23 protein-coding genes and 4 pseudogenes are annotated in these 24,547 nt (G+C 58.9%); 8 read left to right on the top strand and 19 right to left on the bottom strand.

The features are described 5' to 3' along the window. From EKA13_RS05005 to EKA13_RS05015, 3 genes and pseudogenes are all read left to right on the top strand, one after another. Nucleotides 1-568, top strand: a 568-nt coding sequence (locus EKA13_RS05005; protein WP_141685662.1) for a pirin family protein, incomplete at its 5' end; no start/stop codon positions are given. A 57-nt stretch (nucleotides 569-625) separates the two neighbouring features. Further along, nucleotides 626-1,108 (top strand): annotated as a pseudogene (locus tag EKA13_RS05010) (isochorismatase family protein); the annotation flags it as partial. A 151-nt stretch (nucleotides 1,109-1,259) separates the two neighbouring features. After that, a complete protein-coding gene (locus EKA13_RS05015) occupies nucleotides 1,260-1,529 on the top strand; it encodes a DUF1652 domain-containing protein (RefSeq protein ID WP_065758303.1) in 270 nt (89 codons plus the stop codon). Nucleotides 1,530-1,702: 173 nt separating this feature from the next. Here the strand turns inward: EKA13_RS05015 and EKA13_RS05020 are convergent, their stop codons facing one another. From EKA13_RS05020 to EKA13_RS05030, 3 genes are all read right to left on the bottom strand, one after another. Then, on the bottom strand, nucleotides 1,703-2,170 hold the full coding sequence (locus EKA13_RS05020; protein WP_065758304.1) for a hypothetical protein: 468 nt from the start codon (nucleotides 2,168-2,170) through the stop codon (nucleotides 1,703-1,705). A 246-nt stretch (nucleotides 2,171-2,416) separates the two neighbouring features. Further along, on the bottom strand, nucleotides 2,417-3,607 hold the full coding sequence (locus EKA13_RS05025; RefSeq protein ID WP_065758305.1) for a hypothetical protein: 1,191 nt from the start codon (nucleotides 3,605-3,607) through the stop codon (nucleotides 2,417-2,419). Nucleotides 3,608-3,733: 126 nt separating this feature from the next. Further along, entirely contained in the window at nucleotides 3,734-5,353 is a 1,620-nt protein-coding gene (locus EKA13_RS05030; RefSeq protein ID WP_065758306.1) for an NADP-dependent glyceraldehyde-3-phosphate dehydrogenase, read from the bottom strand. Between the two features lie 435 nt (nucleotides 5,354-5,788). On the opposite strand from EKA13_RS05030, the pseudogene EKA13_RS05035 reads away from it, so the two are divergent. Next, nucleotides 5,789-7,735, top strand: a pseudogene (locus EKA13_RS05035) (bifunctional diguanylate cyclase/phosphodiesterase). Nucleotides 7,736-7,798: 63 nt separating this feature from the next. Here the strand turns inward: EKA13_RS05035 and EKA13_RS05040 are convergent. From EKA13_RS05040 to EKA13_RS28755, 10 genes and pseudogenes are all read right to left on the bottom strand, one after another. Next, complete coding sequence (locus tag EKA13_RS05040) at nucleotides 7,799-9,076, bottom strand: transporter (RefSeq protein WP_065758307.1); 1,278 nt, start codon at nucleotides 9,074-9,076, stop codon at nucleotides 7,799-7,801. A 46-nt stretch (nucleotides 9,077-9,122) separates the two neighbouring features. Beyond that, a complete protein-coding gene (locus EKA13_RS05045) occupies nucleotides 9,123-9,866 on the bottom strand; it encodes a hypothetical protein (protein WP_065758308.1) in 744 nt (247 codons plus the stop codon). A gap of 34 nt (nucleotides 9,867-9,900) precedes the next feature. Next, a complete protein-coding gene (locus EKA13_RS05050) occupies nucleotides 9,901-10,581 on the bottom strand; it encodes a C39 family peptidase (protein ID WP_065758309.1) in 681 nt (226 codons plus the stop codon). 61 nt (nucleotides 10,582-10,642) lie between these two features. Then, nucleotides 10,643-11,701 carry a heme utilization protein gene (locus EKA13_RS05055; RefSeq protein ID WP_065758310.1) on the bottom strand — a complete coding sequence of 353 codons (1,059 nt, stop codon included), beginning with the start codon at nucleotides 11,699-11,701 and terminating at the stop codon, nucleotides 10,643-10,645. 60 nt (nucleotides 11,702-11,761) lie between these two features. Then, nucleotides 11,762-12,334, bottom strand: a complete 573-nt coding sequence (locus EKA13_RS05060; protein WP_065758311.1) for an adhesin — start codon at nucleotides 12,332-12,334, stop codon at nucleotides 11,762-11,764. A gap of 1 nt (nucleotide 12,335) precedes the next feature. Then, entirely contained in the window at nucleotides 12,336-12,794 is a 459-nt protein-coding gene (locus tag EKA13_RS05065; RefSeq protein WP_065758312.1) for a hypothetical protein, read from the bottom strand. Nucleotides 12,795-13,075: 281 nt separating this feature from the next. Further along, nucleotides 13,076-13,600, bottom strand: a complete 525-nt coding sequence (locus EKA13_RS05070) for an AAA family ATPase (protein ID WP_065758313.1) — start codon at nucleotides 13,598-13,600, stop codon at nucleotides 13,076-13,078. Next, on the bottom strand, nucleotides 13,597-14,163 hold the full coding sequence (gene pnuC, locus EKA13_RS05075) for a nicotinamide riboside transporter PnuC (protein WP_065758314.1): 567 nt from the start codon (nucleotides 14,161-14,163) through the stop codon (nucleotides 13,597-13,599). The genes EKA13_RS05070 and pnuC overlap by 4 nt, the downstream gene beginning before the upstream one ends. 78 nt (nucleotides 14,164-14,241) lie before the next feature. Continuing rightward, on the bottom strand, nucleotides 14,242-15,030 hold the full coding sequence (locus EKA13_RS28750; protein ID WP_371917174.1) for a methyl-accepting chemotaxis protein: 789 nt from the start codon (nucleotides 15,028-15,030) through the stop codon (nucleotides 14,242-14,244). Nucleotides 15,031-15,096: 66 nt separating this feature from the next. Continuing rightward, a pseudogene (locus EKA13_RS28755) lies at nucleotides 15,097-15,876 on the bottom strand (cache domain-containing protein); the annotation flags it as partial. Nucleotides 15,877-16,160: 284 nt separating this feature from the next. Here EKA13_RS28755 and EKA13_RS05085 point away from each other — a divergent pair. Further along, a complete protein-coding gene (locus EKA13_RS05085) occupies nucleotides 16,161-16,991 on the top strand; it encodes an undecaprenyl-diphosphate phosphatase (RefSeq protein WP_065758364.1) in 831 nt (276 codons plus the stop codon). Nucleotides 16,992-16,995: 4 nt separating this feature from the next. Then, entirely contained in the window at nucleotides 16,996-17,427 is a 432-nt protein-coding gene (locus EKA13_RS05090; protein WP_245704304.1) for a DUF1294 domain-containing protein, read from the top strand. 22 nt (nucleotides 17,428-17,449) lie between these two features. Here EKA13_RS05090 and EKA13_RS05095 read toward each other — a convergent pair whose 3' ends face one another. Further along, entirely contained in the window at nucleotides 17,450-17,794 is a 345-nt protein-coding gene (locus EKA13_RS05095) for an MmcQ/YjbR family DNA-binding protein (protein ID WP_065758316.1), read from the bottom strand. After that, nucleotides 17,787-18,695, bottom strand: a complete 909-nt coding sequence (locus EKA13_RS05100; RefSeq protein ID WP_065758317.1) for a LysR substrate-binding domain-containing protein — start codon at nucleotides 18,693-18,695, stop codon at nucleotides 17,787-17,789. Before EKA13_RS05100 ends, EKA13_RS05095 begins: the two co-directional genes overlap by 8 nt. Before the next feature lie 134 nt (nucleotides 18,696-18,829). Between EKA13_RS05100 and EKA13_RS05105 the strand changes: the two genes are divergently transcribed. Then, nucleotides 18,830-19,441: an FMN-dependent NADH-azoreductase gene (locus tag EKA13_RS05105; protein ID WP_065758318.1), complete on the top strand. Its 612-nt coding sequence runs from the start codon at nucleotides 18,830-18,832 to the stop codon at nucleotides 19,439-19,441. Nucleotides 19,442-19,570: 129 nt separating this feature from the next. Then, nucleotides 19,571-20,602, top strand: a complete 1,032-nt coding sequence (locus EKA13_RS05110; RefSeq protein WP_065758319.1) for an alpha/beta hydrolase family protein — start codon at nucleotides 19,571-19,573, stop codon at nucleotides 20,600-20,602. Here the strand turns inward: EKA13_RS05110 and EKA13_RS05115 are convergent. The 4 genes and pseudogenes from EKA13_RS05115 to EKA13_RS05130 form a co-directional block, all read right to left on the bottom strand. Continuing rightward, nucleotides 20,596-21,789: an MFS transporter gene (locus tag EKA13_RS05115; protein WP_065758320.1), complete on the bottom strand. Its 1,194-nt coding sequence runs from the start codon at nucleotides 21,787-21,789 to the stop codon at nucleotides 20,596-20,598. The genes EKA13_RS05110 and EKA13_RS05115 overlap by 7 nt on opposite strands. Nucleotides 21,790-21,957: 168 nt before the next feature. After that, the gene (locus EKA13_RS05120) at nucleotides 21,958-23,547 is read right to left on the bottom strand and encodes an ABC-F family ATPase (protein WP_065758321.1); all 1,590 of its coding nucleotides are present in this window, start codon (nucleotides 23,545-23,547) and stop codon (nucleotides 21,958-21,960) included. Between the two features lie 20 nt (nucleotides 23,548-23,567). Next, nucleotides 23,568-23,801: pseudogene (locus EKA13_RS05125) on the bottom strand (site-specific integrase); the annotation flags it as partial. Nucleotides 23,802-24,026: 225 nt separating this feature from the next. Beyond that, complete coding sequence (locus tag EKA13_RS05130) at nucleotides 24,027-24,473, bottom strand: hypothetical protein (protein ID WP_065758323.1); 447 nt, start codon at nucleotides 24,471-24,473, stop codon at nucleotides 24,027-24,029. Nucleotides 24,474-24,547: the final 74 nt, after the last annotated feature.

The raw sequence follows: 24,547 nt of genomic DNA on the forward strand, positions 1-24,547 counted from the left end.
CGCTGCGACGTTTGCGGCCACCGGCGGTACCCTGGAAATGGTGCAGTTGTGGGTCAACCTTCCGGCACGCGACAAGCTCGCAGCGCCGGGCTACCAGACCCTGCTCAATGGCGATATCCCGCGTGTGCCATTGGCCAACGATGGGGGAAGCCTGCGGGTGATCGCCGGTGAGTACCTTAGCCATAAAAGCCCGGCCCGCACCTTCACGCCCATGAACGTCTGGGACATCCACCTGAACGCCGGGGCGTCATTGTCGCTGCCGCTCGAGGTGGGCCATAGCGCGGCGTTGGTAGTGTTGCGCGGCGAGGTGAGGGTCAACGGCGAGCAGGGCGCTGGTGCGGCACAACTGGTGCTGTTTGAGCGTGACGGCGATGAGGTGCTGCTGGAGGCAACTCAGGATGCCAGTGTGCTGCTGCTCAGTGGCGAGCCGATTGACGAGCCGATCGTCGGTTACGGCCCGTTCGTGATGAACAGCGAGGCCGAAATTGCCGAGGCGTTTGACGACTTTCATGCCGGTCGCTTCGGCCAGATGACCAAAGGCAAGGCCGGCGACCACAACGCCGACTAGTCTGGTGTATCCGTATTGCGATCCGCATGCCATACCTCAACGACAAGGAACAAGGCCATGAGCGTCCCTTGCAGCCGTCTGGACAAGCACAATGCAGCGGTTTTGTTGGTTGACCATCAGGCCGGGCTGCTGTCGTTGGTACGTGACATCGAACCGGACAAGTTCAAGAGCAATGTGCTGGCGCTGGGTGATCTGGCAAAGTATTTCAACCTCCCGACCATCCTCACCACCAGTTTTGAAAGCGGCCCCAACGGCCCTTTGGTGCCGGAACTCAAGGCTCAGTTTCCCGAGGCGCCGTACATCGCCCGGCCAGGACAGATCAATGCCTGGGACAACGAAGACTTCGTCAAGGCGGTCAAGGCCACCGGCAAGAAGCAACTGATCATTGCCGGTGTCGTGACCGAGGTGTGTGTGGCGTTCCCGGCCCTGTCGCCGATTGCCGAAGGCTTCGAGGTGTTCGTGGTGACCGATGCGTCCGGTACCTTCAATGAGATCACCCAGCCATTGGCCTTTTCGCGGCGCTGTGTCGGGGCTGTACAGGGTTGTACAAAGCAGTGAGTCAATGCTGTTGTTGTACAAGAATAATGGCGGTGCATGACGCTCCTGCCAGGCATCGTATTTATCAATTTGAAATGCGCGGAAAACAGGGGGATTACTGGGTTTTCAACCACCTTGTACGCAGGAGTTGATCATGTCATTACACGGCATTTGCAGCCTGGAATTACGTCAGGTCATCGAACAGGCTTTTTTGCCTTCTCACTGCGTGGTGTCCTGCCTTGATGACGGCTCGCTGACCATCCAGTTGGAGCAGGATGCGCACGGTCGTGCATTGACCGTCGCCGGTATTCGCGCCGATGAATTGTCCAGCAGTCGGGCCTTGGCGGAGCTGGTCGCTCATGTACAGTCAGAGCGGCAGCATTCGGGCCAACCGGTTGAAGCCGTACCGAAGATACACCCGTAGCGCACACCTGGGTGCGGTTGCTCCCGGGAAGGCACCACAGTGCCCGAACAAGTGTCCGCTGCGCGTGTTGCTGCGGGTAGCTGAGGGCTCATAAGGTCAGGAAGCTGTCAGGAACTGAGGCTCACATGCAGCAATGGGCTAGCCCTTGTGCACACCTGATGAAGAGTGCCGGGTTATCGATAGGGGTTGGCCAGTGCCTTGGACAGGCTTTTTTCAGCTGTTGACAGTTTCATCTCGTTTTCTGTCCGGCGTAACAGCTGGGTGGCCTTGTTCAGGTCGCTGGTCAGGCAGGCTAATACTGTTTGCAAACCATTGATTTTCGCCTCACGCGATTTTATCGGCAGCATGTGATCATTCATCACGGCCTTGAGCTCATCCATCGTCTTGTTGATCCGCTCCTGGATTTCCCGAACCGACTTCAACACCTTCTTCACGTTATCGGGCAGGTTGCTGGCGTCGATGTCAGCGTTCTTGGCATTCGCTTGTGCCGACTTGTTCGTGCCCGCTTCTGACAGGTTGACCTGCACACTTTCCAGCGTTGCGGGCCTTGCCGGGCTGGCAGCCAATCCGGCATGTACCGCTTGTGAAGTGATTTTCCCGTGGGCGATGGGGGGCAAGACGGCGGCGTTGATGGAAGCCATGTTCTCTCCTGTGATCAGTTGGCAGCATGAGTGCTGGTCGGTGCAGGAGGAAAGCATACCCTCGTGATTGGGCACATTCGGTCACGTCAGGCGGATTGGGAAAAATCCTACGCAGATTGAGGAATGCGTTACCGGTCGCTGGTGGCGGGGCTGTGTGAGTGTCCCATGTATGTTGCAGCAGCACCCAAGGCTGCTGGGCGTCGTAAAAAGATGGCGATCAGCCAATCACCGGTTCATGGCTACGCCTCAATCGCGTTCGCGCATGAAAAAGCCCGCCACGTACTTGCGGAAGGTGTCCAGGCTCTTGAAGTCGGCGTAACGCTTGAAGTGTTCGACCTCCGGTTCCGGGCCCAAGGGTTGTTCGGTCAGTGATACGGACAACACGCGGTCCTGGTCGGAGCTGAGCACCAGCTCATCCATGACCTCGGCGCCGATGACCGGTCGGCGCATGATGACCTTGACCCCCTTGCTGGCCATCCAGTCGATCAGCGACTGCAGCATCTTCAATGGCTCGCGCTCTTCGTCGCGGTAGATCGGAAACAACTGCCCGCGCGAGAGTACGGGTACGCTGGCGACATGGATCAGTTCGTAAAAGTGGCTGCCTGCACGGATCGGGGAATAGATCGCCAGCGCCAACAACGGCCCCGGGGTCTTGCTGCCACCCCAGAGCAGGTGATGCCCCTGGAAGTCGAAGCCGTCTTCGCTACGGTCGTTGAATACCTTGCGTGCCTTGATCTGGTTGACGCAATCGAGGATCAAACCATAGCGCCGGTGGTTGCCAAAGGCTGATGATTCTCGCAGGCGTGCCTTGAGCATCATCATGTGCTTCATGTCCAGGCGGGTTTCCAGGTAGTTGCTCGCCGGTACCCGCTCGACCAGCGGGTAACGGCTGGCGACTCCGCGCAGCTCGGCGAACTGTCCGCTCAGGTCTTTCTTCAGGTGTGTGGCATAGACGTTCAGGCCGCTGGCTTCGATCAGGGTCAGCAGCAGGGACAGCAGTTTTTGCTGTTCGCGTTTTTCGCCCGTGCCGCTTGCAGTGCTGGTGTCCTCGTCGCGAGGAAAGTCCCCGATCAAGCGCAGTGGCGTATCAGGGGGCAGCCATGCCGCTGGAAACTGAGTATGTTCGCTACGTGTGCTTTCACCCTCGCGTGCTGCCTTGCCGAATGGACAGTCGACAGCATGTTCGGGGGTGCCTGGGTTGTTCTTCAGAAACAGCGTGCCAGTGTTGCTATTGAGGGTGACATTGAGTATCGGCATCACCTGTTGCTGGCATCCGCATCCCAACCAATGGCCAGCGGCGCGCACCTTCATCAGGAACTGGTTGGCCTGTAACAGGCGATGACCTTCCAGGCTGCCTTCGACAAAGCGACAAACCAGGTCGTACTCGGCGGCGGTAAGGGTTCGCACCAGCGTAGTGTTTTTATCGATGATTCTCATGCACGGTCCTGGCCAGAAATCCTTTGTCGGCAAGGTAAGCGAAATGCACCGCAACGTCACCTGTCACCCACGCAAGGCAGTGATTCTCACGATGGGCAACGGGATTGTCAGCGGTGCTGCTGTCGTTCAGAAAATATAGTCGGTAGTGAGGAAGCTCGACTCGCGGTTACGGATAATGTCGCTGATCAGTTGCTTGTTGCTTTCTTGGAATCGGGTTGCAACCAGTGTACGGATCGAGAACACGCGTAGCGCGTCATGGACCGACAAGGTGCCCTCGGCAGAGTTTTTTCGGCCATTGAACGGGTAGGTGTCCGGGCCGCGCTGGCACTGGGCATTGAGATTGATACGGCCCACCTGGTTGGCAAAGGTATCGACCAGGCTGCCAATCTGCGCAGAATTATTGCCGAACAGGCTCAGTTGTTGGCCGAAGTCCGAGTCCAGTACATAGTCGATCACGGTCTGTAGATCACGGTAGGGCACAATCGGTACTACCGGGCCGAATTGTTCCTCGTGGTACACGCGCATGTTGGCGTTCACTGGGTAGAGCAGGGCCGGGTAGAAGAACGAACCGCGGCTGTCCCCACCATTGGGGTTGATCACCTCGGCGCCTTTGGCGAGGGCATCGGCAACCAGGCCATCGAGGTATTCGATTTTTCCCGGCTCAGGCAGTGGCGTCAGGCTGACACCGGCCTCCCAGGGCATACCGGGCTTGAGCGCGGCCAGTTTCTGCTGAAATTTATCGAGGAACTGCTCGACCACCTGTTCGTGCACAAAGAGGATCTTCAGTGCAGTGCACCGCTGGCCGTTGAATGACAGCGCACCAGTCACTGCCTCGCTGACGGCGTTGTCCAGGTCGACGTCCGGCAGCACGATCCCCGGGTTTTTCGCATCCAGCCCCAGGGCTGCGCGCAGGCGGTGCGGGCGCGGGTGAAGCTTTTTCAGGTCGCTGGCGGCCTTGTTGGTGCCGATGAACGCGAAGACATCAATCTTGCCACTGGCCATCAGCGCGCTGACGGTATCGCGGCCACGGCCATAGATGACGTTTATGACCCCGGCAGGGAAGCTGTCGCGGAACGCCTCAAGCAACGGGCGGATCAACAGCACACCGAACTTGGCCGGTTTGAACACCACGGTGTTGCCCATGATCAGCGCTGGAATCAGGGTGGTGAAGGTTTCGTTCAAGGGGTAGTTGTAAGGCCCCATGCACAGCGCAACGCCCAAGGGCGCACGGCGTATCTGCCCGAGGGTGTCCTGCTCCAGTTCAAAGCGGCTGGAGCGGCGGTCCAGTTCCTTGAGCGCGTTGATGGTGTCGACGATGTAGTCGCAGGTGCGATCGAACTCTTTCTCCGAGTCCTTCAGGTTCTTGCCGATTTCCCACATCAGCAGTTTGACCACGGCTGAGCGCTGTTCGCGCATGCGTGCCAGGAACGCTTCGACGTGCTGGATGCGTTCGGCTACGCGCAGTGTGGGCCAGGCGCCGCGACCCTTGTCGTAGGCGCGTACGGCGGCATCCAGCGCAGTCAGCGCGGTCTCGGCATCCAGTAGTGGCGCGCTGCCCAGAATCACCTGCTGTTCGCCGTCAGGGCCTTTCAGCCAGATCGGGCTGCGCACGGTCGCCAGCGGGCCATGCCACTGTTGCAGTTGGCCGTCGACCAGGTAATCGCGCTGCTCCAGCGGTTCACTCAAACGCCAGGCTTCAGGCACTTCGGTGGCGTTGGGGAACAGTGAATCAAGCAGATGGTTCATGCGTAGCACCTCTTGTTGGAATGTGGGTGAAACGATTCAGTTGCAGCATAGCGCCAGCCTGTAAAAAAAAGCCAGTACCGCTCAATGTTGTTCGAAAAAGGTCGATAAACTGTCGCCCCGTCAGTGAAAAGCAGGCGTATGACAACCAGAACCGTAACGTTTGCTCGTATCTGGAGTTGGCCCCGCAGCATGCGCATGCCTTTGTTCAGGCTATTACCGATCGGTTTCGCGGTGGTGGGCATCGGTTTGTCGGTGACATTGGGCTATCTGGATGTACAGCGCCAGGAAAGCGAGTTGATGGGCAATGCCAGTGCGCGGCTTTCAGGCTTGCGTGCCGGCCTTGAGGCTCAACTACGTTCTGCGTTCGGCGAAACCGAAGGGATTGCTCAGCTCATCAGCGCTGATGGCACCATCACGCCTGAACATTTCCACAACATGGCTCGTCAGGCCATCGCTTCAGTGCCCTATATACGGCACATCGCTGTGGCACCCTCGGATGTTGTCGCTGATGTCTTCCCACTGGAGGGCAATCAACGTGTCCTCGGTCTGGACTATCGGACATTGCCGACGCAATACCCGATGCTACAGCGTGCGCGGGACAGTCATCATGCGGTGCTGGCCGGGCCCGTTGACCTTTATCAAGGCGGGCGAGGGCTGATCTACCGGCGTCCCGTGTTTGTCGGTGGCCCGTCGGGCAATACCTATTGGGGCAACCTCTCGATCGTTGCCGATACCGACCGCCTGCTCAAGGCCGCGGGCCTGGATCAAGACGGCGCGTTTGAACTGGCCTTGCGGGGCGCCGACGGTCGCGGGGATCAAGGCGCGGTCATTTGGGGTCAGGCTACGTTGTTCAACGAGCCTGGCGTGACGCTCAACGTTGATGTGCCGGGTGGGCATTGGCAGTTGGCAGCAACCCCTCAGGGCGGTTGGCCGACGATGAGCCTGTTCGCTTCGCCGCTGTTTATGTTCTCCCTGGCCTGCACCGGCGTGTTCTGCTTGTTCGTAGCGCAGTTGATCCGTAGCAACCAGGTGATTCATCAGCGTAACGATGAGCTGAAGCGCTCGCAGGCTCAGCTTGAGCAGTCGGCGCATTATGATGCCGTGACGGGGCTGCCTAATCGGCTTTTGTTCCAGCAGCGCCTTGAACTCGCCATGGCCAACGGCGAGCGCTTGGGCGTGTTGATACTGGATATCGACGGTTTCAAACTGGTCAACGACAGCCTCGGTCACCCGTTGGGCGATCTACTTCTTCAGCAGACAACCCAGCGTTTCTTCGGGCTGCTCACGGCTCAGGATACAGCGTGCCGTTTGGGCGGCGATGAGTTTGCATTTGTGTTGTGTTGCCCGTAGGACGAGCAGGTCATGGCGCAGGTGCAAGGGTTGCTGCTGGCCATGCAGCAGCCCTTCGACCTCAAGGGTACGGCCGCGCTGGTCACAGGCAGTATAGGTGTCGCCTTCTACCCCGAGCACGGGCACACCTGTGACAGCTTGCTGCGCCATGCCGATACGGCGATGTACGCAGCCAAGGAGAGCGGTCGTAACACCTATCGCACCTACCATCCCGACATGACCCAGCAGTTGCAGCAGCGGATCTTTCTTGAAGGCGCGTTGCGCCGAGCGTTGCAGCAGAATGAATTCGAACTGTGGTACCAACCCAAGATCGACCTGTTCAGTGGTCGTGTCGAAGGTGCAGAAGCGTTGTTGCGTTGGCGTGATCCAGAGCGCGGCCTGGTGTCTCCGGCAGATTTCATTCCCCTGGCCGAACGTACTGGTCTGATCATTCCGCTCGGCGAGAAAGTGCTCGATCTTGCGTGCGCTCAGCTTGCCTGCTGGCGTGCGCGTGAACGCTTGCCCGGGCCGTTGGCAATCAACGTGGCGGCGTTGCAGATTGAGCGCAGCAACTTTGTCGAGAGCCTGTCTCGTGCCTTGCAACATTACGATCTTCCCGCAACATTGCTGGAGGTGGAAATTACCGAGAGCTTGCTCATGGAGAGCCCGCAGCACGCCTGCGAGATTCTTACGCAGTTGCAGCAGATGGGCGTGGCAACGGCTGTCGACGACTTCGGTACGGGCTACTCTTCGCTGGCCTACCTGAAAGTGCTGCCGATTGATCACCTGAAAATCGACCGCACGTTCATCAAGGACCTGCCTGATGATGACGATGGGGTTGCAATAACCCAGTCGATCATTGACCTGGGGCACGCGTTGGGCTTTCGCATTACGGCAGAAGGTATCGAGACACATGCCCAGTATGCATTTTTACGCAATGCCGGGTGTGACCAGGGGCAAGGGTACCTGATTGGTCGACCCATGCCGGCCGACAGCTTTGAGCGCTGGTTGGCCGAGCAGCCGAACAGTCAGCAACCGACGCTGCATTTTTGACTGCAGCGCTCAGGTTGGCCTTGTGGACGCTAGCTGCAGGCGACCACAAGGCGTGATTGATGCTTAGAAGTAGTACGGGAATTTCAGACTGAAGGTAAAGTCCGGGGCGTCGTCGGTCAGGCCGATCGACAGGTTGGGGACGATGGTCAGTTTATCGGTGGCTGCCAGGGTCATGCCAACGTTGAAGTAGGCGGCGTTGGCATCGCTGCTGGGCACAGTGACCCAGCCATCATTGGTATCCGTTTGATTGATTTTTGATTTTTTGACAATCAGGTCGGACACCGAGAATGACATACTCATTTTTTCGTTAAGCGCAAAAGCGATGCCCGCACCCAGCTGGAAACTGTCACCCAGCCTGACCTTGCCTGGGTGGCTCACGCCCACGGTAGAGCTGATATCGCTGAACGACTCCTCCAGGTTATGGGTGTAACTCAGGCTGCCGAACAGCACCGCCGGGTCGAATGTCTTGACCAGCGAGATGCCCGGTGTGATCGACCAGACGCCGTTGCCGGTCGGCAGGTCCTCGGGGTAGAACAGGCTGTCGTTGTTGGGATCCTGGAGTAGCTTGATACCAAAGGGTTCCTGGCCGGTTGGCGCTTTGACCCGAAGGGTAAAGACCGCATCTGGCAGGCTTTCCGATTCGTCGAGGAACTTGTACGCCACGCCAAAGTTGACATCACCGATGGTGGGGTCACGGGTAACGGTTTGTTCGGTAATACCTTGAGCGTTGTTTTGAGCACCACCGGATTGGTAGGTGGATTCGCGGTAGACCACGGGTACGTTCAGGTCGAATTGCCAACGCTGATTGAGGTTGTAGCGCCCGGTAACGTCGAGGGTCCAGTTGTCGGCCTTGATCCGGTCGAGGTTGATATTACCGAGGAAGATCGAGTCCAGCGCCAGGAAGCCGTTGAGAATCAGCTGTCGGGTATCGTAGCGCGCGTAGGTAATACCGGTTTCAACGCTGAACTTGCCGCCACCAAAAAAGCCGCTGGCTTCGTCATAGAGGTTGGAGACACTTTGCGCCGGTTGCGAATCGTCTTTCAGCGACTCACCGTAGGAGCTGCCAGTACCTGCAGCAGCAACGGTCTGGCCCGTGCTCGGTTGCGAGGCAGGTGAGCGTGTCAAGCGCTTGGGCGGCGGCGTCGCAGGTTGCTCTTCGACTTGGCGAACGCGTTGTTCCAGAACCATCAGCGCCTGCTGTTGTGCGTCATAGCGCTGGCGCAGTGCCTGCAGTTCCTGTTTCAACGCTTCTACCTGAGGGTCCGGCGCCGCCTGGAGGAACGTCGCCGGGATTAATGTGCTTAAACATACGGCAGCTTTCAGTGAAAACGAACGATGCATGGGTTACCCGTCCCTTTCAACTACGAATATTGAGACAGAGCGTAGTTCAATATCCTGAGATGCGAAGGCCCTTGAGTTGATCAAGGTTGCAGTTCAGCGCGCCAGCCGTGGGCATGTTGTCACGCAGGACCACATTGAGCTGGGTCATGTTGCTGACAACATTGTTCCCGCCCAGCAGCACTGCTGCCTGCGACAAGCCGCCTTGGGCCAGGCTCTGTACGGTATAGCCCTGATTGTTGCTGGCGTTGATGCCCATCTTGATGCCATTGGCGCCTGCCGAGATGTTCAGGGTGCCAGCGCCGTTGCTGCCGCTGATACTTGACCCGCCTGCCAGCACCTGTCCTGAGGGGGTTCCATTGGCTGTTGCTGCCTTGCCCTCTTTCACGTTGATGGAGACGTTGTTGTACGCGGTGTTGTAGTCACCGGCGGCCTGCAATGTCTGGGTAACGCCCTGGGTGTTGTTTAGCCCTGAACCACCGGACACGCTACCGGTACCTGGGGTCATGGAGTTGCCAGTGCCTTTGTCGTTGATGAGCGAGACGTAGAACTGTGGCTTGAAGGTGTTTTGCTGAACATGCAGTGTGGCCGTTGCACCGATGCGGTCGCCATTGGCATTCTGCCAAGTGCTGTTCATTACAACACCAAAGCTGATGATGCGGCCCGGCATTACATAGCGCCCGCGCAGACCGGCTAACTCGCTGTCTTTTACCTCGATCGGTTTAAATACCTGCGCCTGGGCAGGCAAACTGGCTGCCAGGCAGGCGGCAACCAGCAAGGTTGAAGTCTTCATCGGGTATCTCCCCAGAGCTTCATGCCCCTTGTCATTAGAAAAAGTCACTCTGAATGAAGCCGAACTCCATCAATTCCGCATCCTGGACCGGATGGAAGTTGTTGATGTGGTTCTTGGCACTCAGAGGTACGGGCGGGTCGAGCAGGGCGTTGGCCTTGTCGTACCCAGGGCCGATCACGGCGAAAATGATCCCGTTCCAACCCTTGATGAAGTCGTCGAACGCATAACGCTTGTGGCCAAGTACCGGGTCGCCAACGTATACCCAGTCTTTTTCGGTGCGCTGCAGCACCACAAAATGCTTGTAGCCACGAATGTCCATCAGCACCACAACGGGAATGCTGACACTTGAAAGGCTCTCTGGTGCGATGCGGTAACCACGGGCGCGCATGCCAATGCTCTCGACGTAGCGTTTCATGTCGAGCATCGAGAAACCTTGGGTTTTCACCAGTTCCTGATCGGAGTTGGCCAGCATGCCCTCAATGATGTGGGCCTCGTCCACGTCCAGCCAGTAGGCTTGCTTGAGTACGGTTGCCAGCGCTGCAGCGCCGCAGCTGAAATCGGTTTTCTGTTGCACCAGGTCCGCGAAGCGCCGCTCGCGCATGCTTTGAACCGGCTTGTAAATGACCGTACCACCGGGCAGGGCGGCGATGGGCATCTGTGCAGCTTCGGCCACGCTGGCCAAACCTAGCAGTGCCGCTAGCAGGGCAATTCGCATGGTATTCACACCCTGTGAAAGCAAGGAAAGGGGCCCCGAAGGGCCCCGTTCACTGTTGCGTCTACAGGCAAGCCTTGCAGCCTGCAGCGATGGACAGCGAGTTGCTTTGTTGGTTGGCCGAGCCAGCCGAGACGTTGGCACCGACGTTGCCCGACACGCCGTTCAGCGAGTTGGTCAGCGAAGCGCTGTTGGTCACAGGGTTGATCCAGCCGCTTGGGGTCAGCACTTGATAGGTGGCTACCCCACTCAGCACAAAGCTGCCTTCTTCATGGAACTTGAGCGGTTGTTTGTCGTTGTCATGACCACCGCCACCACCACGACGGTCGTCGTAGTTGTGGCCGCCACCACCATGATGGTCGTCGCCGCCGACCCAGCCTTTGCCGTCGCCTTGGTAGGTGCCCGAAGCGTAGAACGAAGAGTTGAGTGTTTTGGTGTCGTAGGTGCGGTCAGCTTCGTTGGTGACTTTCAGGCCAGTGGTGGTCTGAGTGGCATTCGCTGTGGCTGAGGCCACACGGCCCCCGGATACGGCGATCGCCATGTTGTTTTTCTGTTGGTTGAAGTCGCCAGCGGTTACGTTAATACCAATGTTACCCGAGCTGCCGTTGGCCGAGTTGTTGAGGGCGGCAGCGTTCTGGGTCGAGTAGTTTTTAACGGTGTTGCCGGTGTTATTTTGAGTCGCGGTGGAGTCGGCGATAGCGCTACCGAAGATGAAACGCTCATCGGCTGTGGCGATAGCGGCAACGTTGTCTTGTTGGTTACCGTCACCCGCGGCCACGTTAACGCCCAGGTTACCCTGAGAGTTGTTGGCCGAGTTGTCCATCTTGGCGGTATTTTCAGTGGCTTGGTTGGTGACACTGTTCCCATAGTTGTTTTGGGTGTCGCCAACTTTGGCCAGGGAGCCGGCATTGATCAGCAGGCCCAGCAGAACGTTATCATGGCCACCGTGGCCGCCGCCATTGTGACCACCGTTATGGCCGCCATTGTGACCACCGTTATGACCACCGTTATGGCCGCCATTATGGCCACCGTGGTCGTCGTTACGTCCGCCAGCGTGTGCAGCAACAGCCATGACCGCTGCGAGTGCGAAAACCAGAGGCTTAAGTGCCATTTTAGGTTTCATGGTGTTTCTCCGCATTTTTTTAGGTAGTTAAGTGTTGTTGTTACTCGGTTACCTGTCGGGTCAGTCCGCAACCCGTACGCTCAGGGTGTTTGCCATTCGGTTGCCCACCCCGGCGCTCTGATTCAACTGGATCACTCCACGGCTGCCGGTGAAGGCCCTATCGCTGTTCGCGATCTGGCGGCTGCCGGGTGCTTGATCAGTTGGGTCGGAGCCTTTTGTCAGCGCCACGTTCTGTTGATCGAGGACGCTGTCGTCGATGCGTTGCGGAACGGCACTGATGCTGACCCGAACGGCATTGACTTGTTGTGTATTGGCACCGGCCGACTGGTTGATACCCAGCGCGCCGCTGCCATTGCTGAATGAGTTGCCACCAATACCGGCCCGGGCATCACGTGCCTGGCTGGTGGCAGTGTCGATGTGCTGACGAATCTGGGTTGAGGCATTGGCGTTGGTGCCGATGGCAATAGCCCGACTGTTGTTCTGTTGCTGCTGATCGCCCGCTGCCTGGTTGACCGCGATATTGCCGCGGTAGCCTTGGCCGCTTGTGTCGATAGTGGCGTGGTCCTTGACTGGCGATCCGGCCAGCGCGAGGCCGCTGCTGCACAGGGCCAGGAACAGGAGTGAGTACCTCATTTCAGCGGCCTCCAGTCAGGATCTGCAGCGGCGCCATGCCACGCTGAACGTTTTGATTGACCTGATTGGAGATGCTGTTACCGCCACCGCTGCCCGCCCCGGAGCCGCCGGCCATGCCAGGCAGACGCACCTGTTGCGCTGCGCCCAGGCCGCGAACAGTGCCGGAGTTGTCTGGGGTCAGTACGCGCGTCATCAGTGATGAACCGCTGGCAACACTGGCGAAGTCGCCGTCACTGAGTTCATTATTGGTTTGGGCGATTACGCGTTTGGACGGATTGGCGCTGACGGTAGTCGGGTGCGGGTCTGGTGTACCGGTGGGACGTACCGCAGGGCGGGCCTGTACATCGCGTTGCAGAACGATGACTCCATTCCCGGCAGCCTGAACGGGCAGGCAGAAGGTGGCGCTCAATGCGCATCCCATCAGCAGAAGATGAAGCAGCTTGCTGTTCTGATTCCCCACGGCGGCGGTTCCTTCTTCAAGTTCGCTGGCCCTATCAGCGTTGCGAGAAGGAGAGCAGAAGGCGTGCCGCTTTTGGTTTCTTTCGAAATATCAAAGGGTTATGGGTGCGGGAGGACGGCGAGGGCAGAGCGTTGTAACGGTGGTGAGACAGATGTTGCCCCTCTGGGCACCCTGTACCCTGTTACGCCAGGTTTACACTGCTCGGCAATCAAGGAGTCAACCCATCAACCCCGGGGGTTAGCGCAGGTGGGAGTGTATCGCTGATGTAACAACCCAATGGCTTAGCGGGACAGCAAATCTGAAACCGCATCAATAACCGCGTTTTTTCGTCGGGTCCAGTCACCGTCGATGGTGATGAACGGTTGTTGATGTTGCTCCAGCCAGGCGCGGCTTTCCTCGAAAAATGCCAGGCGCTGGGCCAGTTCCGGTTGGCAGCGCTGTCCGTCATCTACCCATTCAACTGACGTTGGGCTGAGCAGCAGGTGCAGATCGTAGCGGCGCTCAAGCAACGCTGATTCGACCCAGTGTGGGCAGTCACCGAACAGCGTGCGGCTCCAGAGCAGGTTGCTCAGCAGATGGGTGTCGAGGATCAACAGCTCAGGCGCTCTGCCGCGCGCTTCATCCTCCCAGGCCAACTGGCCACGGGCGATGGTCGGGATGTCGGCGTAGCAGGTGTCACGTCGCTCGCGGTCAATGAAGTGGCGTACGTATTCGCCAACCAGTTCGCCACCGAAACAGGCCTGGATTTCGCTGCCAAGCCAGCTCTTGCCGCTGGACTCGGGGCCGCTCAGCACCAACACTTTCACGCGTTCACCAAGGCAGGGTCGCGTTGCCACTCACGCCAGCCCTGGACTGCGATCAGGGTGAACAGGGCATAGAGTGCTGCCGTCAGGTAAAGCGTCTTGTACATAAACAAACCGACGAAGATGACGTCCAGGACAATCCATAGCGCCCAGCATTGCAGGCGCTTTTGCGCCATCCATAATTGCGCCACCAGGCTGAAGGCCGTCAGCGTGGCATCCAGCCAGGGTTGCGCCGCATCTGTCCAGGTGGCCATGGCCGCACCCAAACCCAGGCTTGCCAGTGCGCCCAGGCCCAGACCAAACAGCAGCGGGGCAGGTTGCAGGGAGCTGACCTGGCGTGCCTCGGCGAGGCGCTCGGGGCGTGTCCATTGCCACCAGCCGTAGACCTGCAACAGTGCATACACCAGTTGCAGCAGCATGTCGGAGTACAGTTTCACCTCGTAAAAGACCACGCTGTACAGCAGCACCATCACCAGACCAATCGGCCAGCACCAGGGGTTCTGTTTGACGGTGAGCCATACGGCAATGACGCCGAGCACGGCGGCGAACAGTTCGAGGCCGGACATCGGCATTCCTTGAGGCGGGTTCGAAAGAGGCGGGGATTGTAACCTGTGGCGCAGAACACGCCACAGGTGCGCGGGGCTTTAGACGTGGAACTGGCGCAACAATTGTTCAAGGCGCTCGCTGAGCTGGCGCAATGCCAGGCCGGCACTGCTGGACTGTTGTGCTGCACTGGCGGTTTGCCGAGACAGGTCGGCAGTTTCGGTCACGTTGCGATTGATCTCTTCAACCACATGGGATTGTTGCAAGGTGGCGCTGGCAATCGAGGCGTTCAGGGCATTGAGGTTGAGTAGCACCTGGCTGATTGCATCGAGGCTGGCACCAGCTTCACTGGCCTGCTCAACCGTTTGGCGCGAAGCGGTGCTGCTGGCACCGATGGCCTTGACTGCCGCTTCGGACTGCCCCTGCAGGTGTTCGATCATGGTCTGGATTTCGGCGGTGGACTGCTGAGTGCGCTGCGCCAGCAGGCGTACCTCATCGGCAACCACCGCGAACCCGCGGCCTTGCTCACCTGCGCGGGCCGCCTCGATGGCCGCGTTGAGCGCCAACAGGTTGGTCTGCTCGGCAATGGCCCGGATCACTTCCAGAACGCTGCCAATCTTCGTGCTCTGGTTGGCCAAGGCCTGAATGACTTCAACGGCTTCATCAATGGTGCCGGAGAGTTCACCGATACGTTGCAGGCTGCCCTGGATGCTCTGCTGCCCCTGTTCTGCACGGTGCTGGGCGTCTTGCATCTCGGTGGAGGCTTGTTCGGCGTTCTTCGCCACATCCTGTACCGCGTAGGTGACCTCGTTGATGGCGGTGGCGACCAGTTCCATCTGCTGCGACTGTTGTTCACTGCGCAGCTCGGCCTGGTTGGCGTTGTCGCCCATCTCGACTGCCGAGTGGCCCAGCGCACGTGCAGCGTCATGCAATTGGCCGACCACCTGCTGCAGCTGTGCCGTGAAGCTGTTGAAGTGTGTCCCCAGTTGCGTAATCTCGTCGCGGCCATGGGTGTCCAGGCGGCGGGTCAGGTCGCTTTCGCCGCTGGCGATGGTGGCCATGGCATCGACTGCCTCCTGCAAGGGGCGGGAAATACTGCGGGCGATCACTGCGACCAGCAGTCCCATGATCAGCGCAATAGCCAACCCCAGCAGCGAGGCATCACGCAGTTGCCGGTTGAACTCGGCTTTCATGTCATCGATATAGATGCCTGAACCAATGATCCAGCCCCAAGGCTTGAACAGTTGGATATACGACGTTTTCTGTACCGGATCGCTCGCCCCGGGTTTAGGCCAGCGGTAATCGATGCTGCCAGCCCCCTTGTCCTTGGCCAGCGCAACCATGGCATTGAACAAGGCGAAGCCGTCTGGGTCCTTGATGCCTGAGAGTACCTGGCCGTCGAGCTTGGGGTTGGCCGGGTGCATGATCATCTTCGGCTCGAGGTCGTTGATCCAGAAGTACTCGTTCTGGTTGTAGCGCAAGCCGCGTACAGCGTTCAGCGCCTGTTGCTGAGCCGCATCGCGGGTCAGGCTGCCGCTTGCCTCAAGCCCTTGGTAGTAGGTCAGGATGCCCGCAGCAGTTTCGACCACATGGCGGGTTTTTTCGGCCTTGGCCTGGTACAGGTCACCGTGAATCTGGCGCAGCATCAACAGCCCCAGGGCAAATAACATCACCACCGCCACCACCAGGATGAGCCAAAGCCTGCGGCTGATCGACATATTCCGTAGAGTCTTCATGTAGGTCACTCAGGTATTTTTATTGTCTTGTGCATCCAAGCACGTTTTTACTGCCCTTACCTAGTCGACCAAGGGCTAAGTGCTTGATCCAGAGGCATCTGTTGCGTAGATCAGCAGCGTTTATCCGGCAGGTCTGCTAGCATTTCGGCGCCAAAGCGATAAACCTTGAGGAGCGTGAACCTTTTCCGTGGTTTCACGATCCACTGTCGCTGTGATTTACCGTGCATACACCACTCTAGAAAACATGAAGGGGCCTGCCTTGAGCAGCGCTTCACGGGGGAATGATGGATTTTTGGACCGCCATGCAGGCTGTAATACTTGGGATTGTCGAGGGCTTGACGGAATTTCTGCCCATCTCCAGTACCGGCCACCAGATCGTTGTTGCCGATCTGATCAATTTCGGCGGTGAACGTGCCATGGCCTTCAACATCATCATCCAGTTGGGGGCGATCCTGGCAGTGGTCTGGGAATTTCGGCGCAAGATCTTCGATGTGGTTGTTGGGCTGCCGCGCCAACGCCAGGCGCAACGCTTCACTGCCAACCTGCTGATCGCATTCACGCCGGCAGTGGTCCTGGGTGTGCTGTTTGCCGACCTGATTCATCACTACCTGTTCAACCCGATTACCGTTGCGACGGCGTTGGTGGTGGGCGGCGTGATCATGCTGTGGGCCGAGCGTCGGGAGCATGTGGTGTCTGTCGAGCATGTAGACGACATGCGCTGGAGCGATGCCTTGAAGATCGGTGTAGCCCAATGTCTGGCGATGATTCCAGGCACTTCGCGTTCAGGCTCCACCATCATTGGTGGTTTGCTGTTCGGGCTGTCGCGCAAGGCAGCGACCGAGTTCTCATTCTTCCTGGCCATGCCGACCATGGTGGGTGCAGCCGTGTATTCGGGCTACAAGTACCGTGCACTGTTCCAGGCCGGTGACTTCCCGGTGTTTGCGCTTGGCTTTGTGGTCTCGTTCATTTTTGCCATGATCTCGGTGCGTGCGTTGCTGCGGTTCATCGCCAGCCACAGCTACGCCGTTTTTGCCTGGTACCGGATTGCCTTCGGCCTGATCATTCTGGCCACCTGGCAACTCGGGCTGGTCGACTGGGCAACGGCGCAGAGCTGACAGGGTGCGTCAGGCTGCTATCAAGCCGCGCCCTGCCCCAGTCCGAGGCGCGGTTCAACACCTCAAGCTCAAACTGTCGTTGTTTGCCGGTATCTGCCTGTTGCCGTCCTGGGGTGTGCTGCAGATGCTGCTGGGCGGGCATTCCTGGTTGCCAGCAGTGCTCTACCCGGCAGCCAGCCTGCTCAGCGCCTTCCTCTATTGGAACGACAAACGCAAGGCGCGCAACAATACCTGGCGGACCCCGGAAAAATGGCTTCACGTCGTTGAGCTGTGTGGCGGTTGGCCAGGCGCCCTGGTGGCTCAGCAGGCCTTTCGGCACAAGACCCGCAAACTGTCGTTTCAGTTGATCTTCTGGGCAATCGTCGCCGCGCATCAGGTGTTCTGGCTCGATTATCTGGTGCTGGCGGGGCACGGGTTGGGCAGGCTGTTTCAGTAAGCGCTGAGCCTGCCTGCGCCAATCAGAGCAACAAGCCCGCTTGCAAACGCCTCGGTAAGCGTCGTACCACCAGTTGGTGCGACCGTTGCAACAGATCGCACAGTTCTTCACGACCCATGGGGTAGGGCTGCTCCATGCTGACCCAGTGCGCGCGAGCCAGATACGGTGCCGGGCGAATACCGGGCCTGTCCACATAGCCAAGGAACAGCTCGTTGTCGACCTTGAAGGCCAGGTCGGCTCGGCCCAGGTTGATCAGGGCGAACATCTTGTTGCCTGCCACAGAGAACACCCGGACGCCCCCCCATTTGTAATCATCCTGTACGCCCGGCAGGCTCAGGCAAAACTGCACCACGTCGTCTTCAGACATAACGCTCTCCACAGGCTTCAAATGAAATGATCAGGTGATCAATCCAGGCGCGTACGGCAGGTAGTACACCTCGCCTGTGCGGGTAGACCGCCTGCAGATAGCCGCTGGGTAGCGACCACTCGGGCAATAGACGGATCAGTTCGCCGCGGGCGAGTTCTTCTTCGCAATGCATGATTGGCAGGGCCGTGAACCCCAGGCCGGCAACGGCGGCGGATTTTCGTACGACAAAGTCATCAATTCCAAGCCTCGCCTCCAGCGCCAGGTCTTCGCGATTGCCCTTGGCATCCAGCAGGCGCAGGTGAACCAGACGGTCAGCCTCCAGCGCGCCCAGCACGGGGAGATTGATCAAGTCCTGTGGTTGCTCGATGACATGCTCGGCTGCGAAGTTCGGTGCTGCGACCAACAGCATTTGTGCCTGGCGCAAGCGCCGCGTGACCAGGGTAGGGTCTTCGTCGCCCTGGTCGCGTACGCGCAACGCAACGTCAATACCCTCGGTGATCACATCAACCCGACGATTGAGCAGCACCATGTCCAGCTGTACCTGTGGGTAGCGTGCCAGGAAGCTGCTGATGACGTCCGGCAAGAATGCATGGGCCAACGCAACTGGTGAGGACACGCGCAAGCGCCCGCGTGGTTCGCTGACCATGCTTGCAACCGCTTCGTCGGCCATCTCCGCCTCCAGCAGCATGGCCTGGCAATGACGCAGGTAGCGCTCGCCAACCCCGGTCAGCTTCAGTTGTCGGGTCGTGCGTTGCAGCAGGCGAGTCCCAAGGCGTTCTTCCAGTTCGGCAATGCGTCGGGATAACCGGGACTTGGGTATACCAAGCAGGCGCCCGGCCGCAGAGAAGCCTCCGGCCTCAACCACCCGGGCAAAGTAATAGAGATCATTGAGGTCTTGCATAGCTTGCCCTGCACTGTTCTGTATGTAGGACAAACTAACGCATTTTTGCCAACTAATCCTCTATTCGCTGTTTGGGTAGGATTCTCTCCATCGTGATCGCCGCCTCGCGGTCTTAAAAATCCAGGAGAACACCCATGAAACTGTTGCACATCGATTCCAGTATCCTCGGCGACAATTCGGCTTCCCGTCAGTTGAGCCGTGAAGTCGTGCAGGCCTGGCAGGCTGCTGATGCCAGTGTTGAAGTGACTTACCGCGACCTGGCCAGTGACGCCATCAGCCATTTTTCCGCGGCCACCCTGGTCAGTGCTGGTACGCCAGAAGAACTGCGCGATGCCGCCCAGAAGCACGAAGCTCAACTGAGCAGCGAAACACTGCAAGAGTTTCTGGATGCCGATGCCGTGGTGATTGCCGCACCGATGTACAACTTCAGCGTTCCCAGCCAACTGAAAGCCTGGATCGACCGTATCGCTGTTGCCGGTAAAACCTTCCGCTACACCGAGGCTGGCCCTGAAGGCCTGTGTGGTGGCAAGAAAGTCATTGTCGTATCCACCTCGGGTGGCCTGCATGTTGGCCAGCCAACCGGTGTCGGTCATGAAGATTTTCTCAAGGTGTTCCTGGGCTTTATTGGTATCACCGATGTCGAGTTCGTCCGCGCTCATGGCTTGGCATATGGCGATGAACACCGCAGCAATGCCATGAGTGCAGCGCGTGCTCAGATCGATAACGAGCTGTTTGCAGCTGCCTGATTTGGAGTAACCACCGCATAAGCCGACTGCCGGGGTAACCGGTAGTCGGTTTTTTCATTCAGTTTTCATCTGGCGCGCAGTGCGCCAGCCTATGCTGATCGCTGGCAATAAAGGGACAAGGTGTCAGCCATGCAGCGTCTGTCTGGTTTGTTCATCCTCGCGGTGATCGGGATCGTGTTGTCGCTGCCGGGCGAGGCGGGCGAGCGCTGGCATGTGGGGTTGCACCGGATGATCCTCGCCGACCCGCTGGACGAACAGCCGATGCAGGCGTTGGCCTTTTACCCGGCAACCGGGCCAGCACATTGGAGCCGGGTTGAAGGCTATCGGGTGGAAGCCGGTTTTGAGGCGCCCATTGCGATGGGGCGTTTCCCGCTCTTGATGCTTTCCCATGGCAATACCGGTACGCCATTGGCATTGCATGACCTGGCAACGGCACTGGCACGCAAGGGCTTTGTGGTGGTGGCGGTGGTGCACCCGGGGGACAATGCCCAGGATCACAGCCGACTGGGCACCCTGAGCAACCTCTATGGGCGTCCGCTGCAGATCAGCGCGGCCATCAGCGCAACCCTGAACGACAAGCTGCTGGCGCCCTATGTGAACGCCGAGCAGGTCGGGGTGATTGGGTATTCGGCGGGTGGTGAAACCGCGTTGATCCTTTCCGGCGCACGCCCGGAACTGGACCGCCTGCGCCGTTATTGTGAAGAACGCCCACTGGATGCTGACGCCTGCAAGATGCGCGGGCAACTGATCGCCGACCGTGACGACCTGCTGCCCGCCGCAGACTCAAGGATCAAGGCATTGTTGCTGATGGCACCGTTGAGCCTGATGTTCGGTCGTCATGCCCTGGCCGGGGTGAAAGTACCGGCGCTGATCTACAGTGGTGATCGCGATCAGCTGTTGGCAATCGACAAGAACGCCGCTGCGCTGGCGCGTAAACTGCCCCGCACTCCTGATTACCGGCTACTGGCCGGTGCAGGGCATTTCATTTTCATGGCGCCTTGCGATGAAGCCCAGCGTGTGCACATGGCCGCGCTATGCACCGACGCCGAGGGCGTCGACCGTGCCAGCATTCATCATTCGCTGCAGTCGGAGGCGGCGTTGTTTTTCAGTCAGACCCTTGGGCGAGCGGACCGTACGGGATGGCGTACGGCTGATCAGTGAGTCTGTGCGCTGCGCCGCGACAGCAGCAGTACCAGCCCGACTCCAAGTGATGCCAGCAATGACGCGATACCGAAGATCGATTCGTAGCCCAGATGTGCAGCTACCGCGCCCATCAGCGGCCCGGCGATGGCCAGGGCCAGGTCGAAGAACACCGCGTAAGCGCCCAAACCCGCGCCACGGCTGCTACTGGGTACTTGTTTGATGGCTTCAAGGCCCAGTGCCGGGTAGACCAGCGACAGCCCAGCACCGCTGAGGCCCGCGCCGAGCAATGCCAGTAGCGGGGAGGGCGCCAGCCAGAGCAACGCCAGGCCAACGGCTTCAGTCGCCATACAGACAACCGCAACCGGATAGCCGCCCCATCGATTCACCGCATTGACGAACAGCAAGCGGGACAGAATGAAGCAGACCCCGAACGCACTCAGGCACCAGGCTGCGCCGGTCCAGCCACGCTCACTGTAGAAAAGGGTCACGAAGGTGGTCAGGGTGCCATAGCCGATGGATGCCAACGTCAGGCCAACACCACAGGGCGCTACCCGCCCGAAGGCCGCCCAGAACGGCAGGCGCTCGCCGGCAACGACCGGGAGCGAAGGCTTGTTGCGGATCACCAGCAGGGCCAATGTCGCCAGGACAAACAGGACCAGGCCGATGCTTGCGAAGTTCAGCAACTGGTTCAGTTTCACCCCAAGCGGCGCACCAATGGCGATGGCGCCATAAGAGGCGATGCCATTCCAGGAAATTACCCGTGCTGTATGCGCTATTCCCACCTGGCTTATGCCCCAGCTCAAGCTGGCAACACCAATCAACCCTTGGGCAAGCCCCAGCAGCACGCGCCCGGTCAGCAATACCGCCAGGCTGACCAAGGGCAGGCTGATCAGCAGTACCGAGGCCGCCGTCGCCAGGCCGCTCAGGGCAATGGCGAGCAGGCCGTAGATGATTGCACGCTTGCCGCCCAGGCTATCAGCGACGCGCCCGGCCATCGGCCTGCTGACCAGCGTGGCGAAGTACTGCAAGCCTATGGTTATCCCGGCCACAACCGGACTGAAGCCCAACTGCTCATGCACGTAACCCGGCAGCACGGCAATTGGCAGCCCTACGCAGAGGAAGGCGATAAAGGTATAGAAGATGATCGAGACGATTTTTCGGGTAATCGTCGTTGCCGGCAGTGCGGCGGGTTCTAGCGCAGACATGGCTACACAGGATGGGCGTTTGGAAACGCCATCATCGCTGTATGCGAGGGAAAAAGAAAGCAGGCTAACGAATCTTGGCGGTCCGTTAGCCTGCTTTTATAGGCGTCCCGCTTGTGGCGACGGTGCCGGGTAGCACGCCATCGCCTTCAAGCAGGCTTTTTGCGGGTGTTAAACGATCACACCCTGGCTACGCAGGTAGTCATCGTAGGTGCCGCTGAAGTCCACGACACCGTTGGCGCTCAACTCGATGATGCGGGTGGCCAGCGAGGACACGAACTCACGGTCGTGGCTGACGAACACCAGCGTACCCGGGTAGTTCTCCAGCGCCATGTTGAGGGCCTCGATCGACTCCATGTCCAGGTGGTTGGTCGGTTCGTCCATCAGCAGTACGTTGGGCTTTTGCAGGATCAGCTTGCCGAACAGCATACGGCCTTGCTCACCACCGGAAATCACCTTGACCGACTTGAGGATTTCATCGTTGGAGAACAGCATGCGACCCAGCGTGCCGCGAACCAGTTGCTCGCCGCCCTGGGTCCACTGGCCCATCCAGTCGAACAGGCTGACATCGTCTTCGAAGTCCGAGGCGTGGTCCTGAGCGTAGTAACCGATCTCGGCGCTTTCGGTCCACTTCACTTCACCGCTGTCTACCGGCAGTTCGCCAACCAGCGTACGCAGCAAGGTGGTTTTACCGATACCGTTCGGGCCAATGATCGCCACGCGCTCGCCGGCTTCGACCTGGAAGCTGAAGTTCTTGAACAGGGTATTGCCATCGAAGCCCTTGGAGACGTTCTCGACGGTAACTGCCTGACGGTGCAGCTTTTTCGTCTGCTCGAAGCGGATGAACGGGCTGACACGGCTCGAAGGCTTGACTTCAGCCAGCTGGATCTTGTCGATCTGCTTGGCCCGCGACGTGGCCTGCTTGGCTTTCGAGGCGTTGGCCGAGAACCGGCTGACGAAGGTCTGCAGCTCGGCGATCTGGGCTTTCTTCTTGGCGTTGTCCGACAGCAACTGCTCGCGCGACTGGGTCGCGGCGATCATGTACTCGTCGTAGTTGCCCGGGAACAGGCGCAGCTCACCGTAGTCCAGGTCGGCCATATGGGTGCAGACACTGTTCAGGAAGTGCCGGTCGTGGGAAATGATGATCATGGTGCTGTTACGCGCCGTGAGGATGTTTTCCAGCCAGCGGATGGTGTTGATGTCCAGGTGGTTGGTCGGTTCGTCGAGCAGCAGCACTTCCGGGTCCGAGAACAGCGCCTGTGCCAGCAGCACGCGCAGTTTCCAGCCTGGTGCAACTTCACTCATCGGGCCGAAATGCTGCTCGAGTGGAATGCCCAGGCCCAGCAGCAACTCACCGGCACGGGACTCGGCGGTATAGCCGTCCATCTCGGCGAACTCGGTTTCCAGCTCAGCGACGGCCATGCCGTCCTCTTCGGTCATTTCCGGCAGCGAGTAGATGCGGTCGCGCTCGGCCTTGACCCGCCAGAGCTCTTCGTGGCCCATGATCACGGTATCGATCACGGTGAATTCTTCATAGGCGAACTGGTCTTGACGCAGCTTACCCAGGCGTACGTTCGGCTCCAGCATGACCTGACCTGCGGATGGCTCCAGGTCGCTGCCGAGGATTTTCATGAAGGTCGACTTGCCACAGCCGTTGGCGCCGATCAGGCCGTAACGGTTGCCGTTGCCGAATTTGACCGAGACGTTCTCGAACAGCGGCTTGGCGCCGAACTGCATGGTGATGTTAGCGGTGGAGATCAAAGGGCTTACCTATCAATAGCTTATGTCACTGGCAATGCGGCTGATACCGATTTGATACCAATTTGCAGCTTTTCCAGCTCGCTCCAGTCGGAGCTTGAGTTAATCCAACGCGCATAGGTTGACAGCAGCATCTGTACGCTGTGGCCAAGCTGTTGGGAGATAAATGCGGGGTTGAGGCCAGACATTGCCGCTATTGTCGCATAGGTATGACGGCAGTTGTACGACGGCCGATAACGAATCCGCAGTTCCTTCATCCAGAGCTGCTGTGTTTCCTGCTGCTAGGAAACGGCCTGGCACGTCTGCCTTTGTGCTGCAGCACTGGCATCAGACGGTTCACTTGAGTATGGATCGATCTCTTTCCACGAAAAGGCTTTTACAGGACGGGCAGATCACCCCTAGGCGGATTTTTCGCCCGAAGCGATGTTTGCACTTTTTGCAGATAAAAAAGTAGGGTGGGCCAGGATGGAAATGGGTCACCGCTATTTGCTCTTTCTGAGGGTCAAACTGAAGCTTCCCTTACCCTGCTGTGTCGTTGACGCGCCGGCACCCTCAGAGCCGCCGAGCGTGTTTTTTTGTTTGCCGCTGAAGTCGCCGTTAGTTTCAAGCTCGTAATCTTTTACCATGACCAGGTAAAGCGTACCGAGAAAGGTCAGCGCAGTGATTGCGGCAATCAGCACTCCGGCCGTAGCGCCTGACATGGCAGCGGTGAGCCCGGCAGCTCCGGCGATTCCCCATCCTAGAGGATTCCAGGCGCTTGCCACACCTATGCCCAAGACGGTCGCACAAGCAATGGCGGTTCCTTTTTTCGCGCTCTTTACTGTTTTGACGTGACGAGCCAGATCAGGGGCAGCGATGTGAATGACCTCAACACGATCCTTTAACGCCTTTTTCAGATCTTCCTTGGTTGTTACTACGCGACTGCTCATGCTGGGTCTTTCCTCCGGCGATTCACTTTGCCATCACCGTAGCTCAGGTCGAACAGGTAAGGCAATTCTCGGAG

This window comes from Pseudomonas defluvii (assembly GCF_001695625.1).
Classification (GTDB): domain Bacteria; phylum Pseudomonadota; class Gammaproteobacteria; order Pseudomonadales; family Pseudomonadaceae; genus Aquipseudomonas; species Aquipseudomonas defluvii.

Bases quoted from the DNA above. Each gene is read 5' to 3' on its own strand.
- EKA13_RS05015 (WP_065758303.1), top strand. From the start codon at position 1,260: ATGTCATTACACGGCATTTGCAGCCTGGAATTACGTCAGGTCATCGAA.
- EKA13_RS05020 (WP_065758304.1), bottom strand. From the start codon at position 2,170: ATGGCTTCCATCAACGCCGCCGTCTTGCCCCCCATCGCCCACGGGAAA.
- EKA13_RS05025 (WP_065758305.1), bottom strand. From the start codon at position 3,607: ATGAGAATCATCGATAAAAACACTACGCTGGTGCGAACCCTTACCGCC.
- EKA13_RS05030 (WP_065758306.1), bottom strand. From the start codon at position 5,353: ATGAACCATCTGCTTGATTCACTGTTCCCCAACGCCACCGAAGTGCCT.
- EKA13_RS05040 (WP_065758307.1), bottom strand. From the start codon at position 9,076: ATGCATCGTTCGTTTTCACTGAAAGCTGCCGTATGTTTAAGCACATTA.
- EKA13_RS05045 (WP_065758308.1), bottom strand. From the start codon at position 9,866: ATGAAGACTTCAACCTTGCTGGTTGCCGCCTGCCTGGCAGCCAGTTTG.
- EKA13_RS05050 (WP_065758309.1), bottom strand. From the start codon at position 10,581: ATGCGAATTGCCCTGCTAGCGGCACTGCTAGGTTTGGCCAGCGTGGCC.
- EKA13_RS05055 (WP_065758310.1), bottom strand. From the start codon at position 11,701: ATGAAACCTAAAATGGCACTTAAGCCTCTGGTTTTCGCACTCGCAGCG.
- EKA13_RS05060 (WP_065758311.1), bottom strand. From the start codon at position 12,334: ATGAGGTACTCACTCCTGTTCCTGGCCCTGTGCAGCAGCGGCCTCGCG.
- pnuC (WP_065758314.1), bottom strand. From the start codon at position 14,163: ATGTCCGGCCTCGAACTGTTCGCCGCCGTGCTCGGCGTCATTGCCGTA.
- EKA13_RS28750 (WP_371917174.1), bottom strand. From the start codon at position 15,030: ATGGGCGACAACGCCAACCAGGCCGAGCTGCGCAGTGAACAACAGTCG.
- EKA13_RS05085 (WP_065758364.1), top strand. From the start codon at position 16,161: ATGGATTTTTGGACCGCCATGCAGGCTGTAATACTTGGGATTGTCGAG.
- EKA13_RS05095 (WP_065758316.1), bottom strand. From the start codon at position 17,794: ATGTCTGAAGACGACGTGGTGCAGTTTTGCCTGAGCCTGCCGGGCGTA.
- EKA13_RS05100 (WP_065758317.1), bottom strand. From the start codon at position 18,695: ATGCAAGACCTCAATGATCTCTATTACTTTGCCCGGGTGGTTGAGGCC.
- EKA13_RS05105 (WP_065758318.1), top strand. From the start codon at position 18,830: ATGAAACTGTTGCACATCGATTCCAGTATCCTCGGCGACAATTCGGCT.
- EKA13_RS05110 (WP_065758319.1), top strand. From the start codon at position 19,571: ATGCAGCGTCTGTCTGGTTTGTTCATCCTCGCGGTGATCGGGATCGTG.
- EKA13_RS05115 (WP_065758320.1), bottom strand. From the start codon at position 21,789: ATGTCTGCGCTAGAACCCGCCGCACTGCCGGCAACGACGATTACCCGA.
- EKA13_RS05130 (WP_065758323.1), bottom strand. From the start codon at position 24,473: ATGAGCAGTCGCGTAGTAACAACCAAGGAAGATCTGAAAAAGGCGTTA.